8 protein-coding genes and 1 pseudogene are annotated in these 4,056 nt (G+C 46.5%); 2 read left to right on the forward strand and 7 right to left on the reverse strand.

The features are described 5' to 3' along the window. The 7 genes and pseudogenes from J5224_RS23700 to J5224_RS23725 all read right to left on the reverse strand — a co-directional run. Positions 1 to 583 (reverse strand): Dam family site-specific DNA-(adenine-N6)-methyltransferase (locus tag J5224_RS23700; RefSeq protein WP_319802475.1); only part of this gene is annotated, 583 nt, incomplete at its 3' end. Then, the gene (locus J5224_RS35600) at positions 504 to 713 is read right to left on the reverse strand and encodes a DNA adenine methylase (RefSeq protein ID WP_319802476.1); all 210 of its coding nucleotides are present in this window, start codon (positions 711 to 713) and stop codon (positions 504 to 506) included. The genes J5224_RS23700 and J5224_RS35600, both read right to left, overlap by 80 nt. Continuing rightward, positions 710 to 943: a DUF2732 domain-containing protein gene (locus J5224_RS23705; protein ID WP_264627689.1), complete on the reverse strand. Its 234-nt coding sequence runs from the start codon at positions 941 to 943 to the stop codon at positions 710 to 712. The genes J5224_RS35600 and J5224_RS23705 overlap by 4 nt, the downstream gene beginning before the upstream one ends. A gap of 72 nt (positions 944 to 1,015) precedes the next feature. Continuing rightward, the gene (locus J5224_RS23710; protein WP_264627690.1) at positions 1,016 to 1,378 is read right to left on the reverse strand and encodes a hypothetical protein; all 363 of its coding nucleotides are present in this window, start codon (positions 1,376 to 1,378) and stop codon (positions 1,016 to 1,018) included. Between the two features lie 2 nt (positions 1,379 to 1,380). Then, positions 1,381 to 1,593 (reverse strand): phage filamentation protein Fil family protein, encoded by a 213-nt coding sequence (locus J5224_RS23715; protein ID WP_264627691.1) that lies wholly within the window; start codon positions 1,591 to 1,593, stop codon positions 1,381 to 1,383. Between the two features lie 9 nt (positions 1,594 to 1,602). Then, positions 1,603 to 2,069 (reverse strand): annotated as a pseudogene (locus J5224_RS23720) (phage regulatory CII family protein). 12 nt (positions 2,070 to 2,081) lie between these two features. Then, entirely contained in the window at positions 2,082 to 2,333 is a 252-nt protein-coding gene (locus J5224_RS23725; RefSeq protein WP_264627692.1) for a Rha family transcriptional regulator, read from the reverse strand. 95 nt (positions 2,334 to 2,428) lie between these two features. Here J5224_RS23725 and J5224_RS23730 point away from each other — a divergent pair, with 95 nt between their 5' ends. Together J5224_RS23730 and J5224_RS23735 are read left to right on the forward strand one after the other, a co-directional pair. Further along, a complete protein-coding gene (locus J5224_RS23730) occupies positions 2,429 to 3,025 on the forward strand; it encodes a phage repressor protein CI (protein ID WP_264627693.1) in 597 nt (198 codons plus the stop codon). Positions 3,026 to 3,035: 10 nt separating this feature from the next. Then, positions 3,036 to 4,056, forward strand: a 1,021-nt coding sequence (locus J5224_RS23735) for a tyrosine-type recombinase/integrase (protein ID WP_264627694.1), incomplete at its 3' end; no start/stop codon positions are given.

The raw sequence follows: 4,056 nt of genomic DNA on the forward strand, positions 1-4,056 counted from the left end.
AGCCGACGTCATGGGCAATATGGGTGTGTGATACCACCACTTGTGCACCATCCCGCGCGGCCTTGCCCGCCGCCGTCACCAGCCGGTATTGGTCAAACTTATCAAAGCCTTGTGTATGGTACTGCGTGAAGTTTGCGGTATCCGACGCAGGGTAATAAGGTGGATCGCAATACACCACATCATCAGGGCAAACCAGCGCTAAGGTTTCCTCAAAATCGCAGCATAGGAAGGTGGCGCGTTTGGCTTTCTCAGCAAAGAAATGGATCTCTTGCTCAGGGAAATACGGGGATGTGTACTTCCCATAGGGGACATTAAAAATGCCCTGCTTGTTATAGCGGCACAGCCCGTTATAGCCGTGGCGGTTGAGATAAAGAAACATCGCCGCCGATTGGGTACGGTTGGATTTATCACGGTTAAAGCTCTGGCGCAGATGATAATAACCCTCTGCGGTGTTTGCCGTTGAAAACAGCAAACGGGCCGTATCTAGAAAACCTCTGGTGTCCTCACAAATCACTTGATACAGGTTGATAAGGTCGGGGTTGATATCTGCCACTAAATACGCGGCGTAATCGGTGTTCAGCATGACCGAGCAAGATCCTAGATCCTGCAAACGGTTCAACCAGCCGTTGACCGGCTGGCAGATGCTCGCGCAAGGTATCCATGATACGGGCTTTACTGCCCGCCCATTTCAGCGGGGTGCCGTTGACGCTCATGCGCAAAGCTCCTGTGCTGAATGCTCAAACCGTTCTGATTCCTGGCTAAGCAGTTCGATAACGTCACTGACGCTCATACCCTGCTGCTGGATCTGAATGGTCAGCTTTGCGATGCGCACCGACATAGCCAAATGCTGATCCCGCTTTTCTTCCAAACGCGCGTTATTCAACAAGGCCAATAAGGCACCGTTTTCAGCAACATTCATATTTCTTGTTTCTACGTTATGCATGGCATTTTCCTGATTTCAGGCAATACGAAGCCCCGGCCAATGAATGGCCGCAAAAGCATTGCGTATTACGGGTTAATTAATTGATGGGATATCTTCTGATCCTGGCCCCACTAAATCAGGGATAGGATCGGTACAGACATGGAGCACACTGCAATTAAAATGATCTGGTCGGAATACAGAGGTTTTTTCATGAAAGCGCCGCATTTCCAGCAAACCATTCCACAGCGCCTTGCGCTGATTAAAGTCAAAATCCACCCAACGCCAACCAACGTGACTATTCCCCAGCCGTGGACGGCAGAAGAAAATCAGGTTTTCTCTGTCACGCCAAGATGCATCACTCCAAAAGATTTCAGCAGGGTTATCTGTTCCTGAAAGCATACGACGCAGCGCCTTAAGCCCGTCCGGCAATTCGAGTGGTGTATTCTCAGAGATCACAATTACCCCCTTTTACCAAACAGACGATGCCACCACGGGCGACGCTTCACTTCAGGTATATAGGGTTTGCTGCTCTGCGGATGAAAATAAACCTGGTGCGGTTTCGGTGAACAGCGTTGGCCGTTCGGCAATTCAAACCAACCCTTACCCCGTTGTTCAGCCTGCGCTTGCAGACCTGGTGCGGGATAAACAAGAAACTTAGCAATAGATATCATCGTTTTTCCTCACGAAAGCGCCGGAACAGCAACCGTATTGAAAACATCAACAGCGGCGGCCATCATAGGCGTGGATTGAAAACGGGCTTCAACGGAAAGGACGATCAGCGACAGGTTACGGATCGCACTATTTGCCCGATGGAGGATGGCGGTTTTTCGCGCCTGTGACATTGGAGCATTTGATACCGCTTCCCCAGCGATCGCGCCCACGTCAGCCGTGGCACTCAGTGCAAACATAGGCACATTGTGTGAATTAGCTTCATTACGTGGCACAGACGGCAGGCAATTGATTTGCGCCAGCAAACCATCCAATAAAACAGCGTCTTCCGTGTGAGCGGTAATGGCTAATAGGTCATCAGCAGCACCTGAGAGCGAACACCAATTGCGGCGGAGACGTCCTCAATATTGTGCGCCAGCGCGAACGCTCGGCAAGCGGCATCAAAGTGAGAATGTTTAGATAGCTGATAATCAAACATGGCCACAGTCCCCTATTGGGTACAAGATGATTGCCCAACGATGATTTGAAAGCGGTTATGTCCCAACGCCTGACGTGTCTGCCGCTCTATATATTTCAGGTAGTGAATAGCCACGCGCCCGTTTTTCTTTTCCTTTTTGTCTTGCGAAAGTATTCCTTTTTCGCACCATGAACGCACAGTACGCACTTTCACGCCCTGTAGTTCACTGAATTCCTTGGGCGTCACTTTAGCCTTTGGGATATAAATTGAAATCAACGTTGCCATCAGGCATAGTCTCCTGTTTGTATACTGTGAGTTAACATCTCTTGTACACAAGGTCGCACTTGGGTACGAGCCAAAGATAGAGGTACGAACAACCAATGTCAAACGATAAAAACCCAAATGAGACCAAAAAGAACCCAAACGAGGGAGGAAGGGAGGCCATAACACGCCTAATTGAAGCCTATGGCTATACCTCACGCCAGCAACTTTGTGACCATTTAGGTATCTCCAAAAGCACACTTGCGAACAGATGGTTGCGAGACACATTCCCGTTTGACTGGGTAATACAGTGCTCAATTGAGACCAAAGCCTCACTGACTTGGCTTATGACTGGCAATGGACAGGCATTCGATCCAAAAGATTCCGATGTTGTGCGAGTTAACAACATAAAACTAATCGGTGGCATCCCCCACCCAGCAAGTCATACATTATTTGATTTATCATTTCTAATGAGTGATTTAAAAAAACCGATTCAATTAATCGAATCGAATAGTAAATACATTCTCGAAACGTCATTCACTGATATTACTGACGGGTTATGGCTGGTTGAAATTGATGGGATTACTAGTTTAAAAAAAATATCCCGCATACCTAATAAAAAGATAAGAATAAGTGATGACCAAATAACATTTGAATGCAGTGTTGATGATGTAAAGGCGATCGGCCGCGTAGCCATGACAATAAGTTATAGTTAAGGTTTAACAAGTGACCGTCCGAAAAAAAGATGATGGCAAGTGGCTATGTGAATGCTACCCAACAGGCCGAAAAGGTCGCCGCGTTCGCAAACAATTTGCGACAAAAGGTGAAGCCGTTGCCTTTGAAAAACATATTATGTCTGAGGTAGATAGCAAGCCGTGGCTTGGAGATAGAGAAGATAACCGGACGCTAAGCGAACTCATCGAGTTATGGTATGACGTTCACGGCGTAACACTCTCCAGCGGTATATCTAGATTACAAAAACTCAGCATAATATGTGAGTCTTTGGGCGATCCTATTGCTTCCAGTGTCACAGGTAAGGACGTAGCTGAACACCGGAAAAAGAGATTGGCCGGTGAAGTGTATAGGAAGGATAATAATATCTTTCTGAAACCGGCATCACTGAGCACTATTAATTTGGAATGCACCGCGCTTACTACTGTATATAACCGTCTTAAAAAACTTCAATACATTAAATATCAGAATCCCATTCAAGACTTAGATCCATTTAAAGTCAAACAGGGTGAGCTATCTTTTCTTAGAGGTTCTGAGGTTAAGGCGTTACTTGATGCATGTGATAGGTATGGAAATCAGGATTTAACAACCGTTGTAAAAATCTGTCTTAGCACAGGGTGCCGATGGAACGAGGCGGCATTGATGACTGGCACACAGATCATCCCATATAGAATAACGTTCATTCACACAAAAAGCGGTAAAAACCGAACAGTTCCCATAACCAAAGAACTTTATGACAGTATTCCTAAGAAGCAAGGCCGCTTGTTCGAGAATGTCTACAAGCGCTTTAAGTCAGTGCTGAAAATGGCAAAAATCGCGCTACCGAAGAACCAGTTTACTCACGTATTAAGGCATACGTTCGCTAGTCACTTTATGATGAACGGCGGGAATATCCTCGTATTAAAGGAAATATTGGGGCATTCTGAAATCACAATGACAATGATTTATGCTCATTTTTCGCCCAATCACTTAGAAGATGCAACCACGAAAAACCCAGTTGTAGCCTGCGGTGACT

This window comes from Candidatus Symbiopectobacterium sp. NZEC135 (assembly GCF_025962695.1).

Excerpts from the sequence above, each read along its gene's own strand:
- J5224_RS35600 (WP_319802476.1), bottom strand. The coding sequence starts at position 713 with ATGAGCGTCAACGGCACCCCGCTGAAATGGGCGGGCAGTAAAGCCCGT.
- J5224_RS23705 (WP_264627689.1), bottom strand. The coding sequence starts at position 943 with ATGCATAACGTAGAAACAAGAAATATGAATGTTGCTGAAAACGGTGCC.
- J5224_RS23715 (WP_264627691.1), bottom strand. The coding sequence starts at position 1,593 with ATGATATCTATTGCTAAGTTTCTTGTTTATCCCGCACCAGGTCTGCAA.
- J5224_RS23725 (WP_264627692.1), bottom strand. The coding sequence starts at position 2,333 with ATGGCAACGTTGATTTCAATTTATATCCCAAAGGCTAAAGTGACGCCC.
- J5224_RS23730 (WP_264627693.1), top strand. The coding sequence starts at position 2,429 with ATGTCAAACGATAAAAACCCAAATGAGACCAAAAAGAACCCAAACGAG.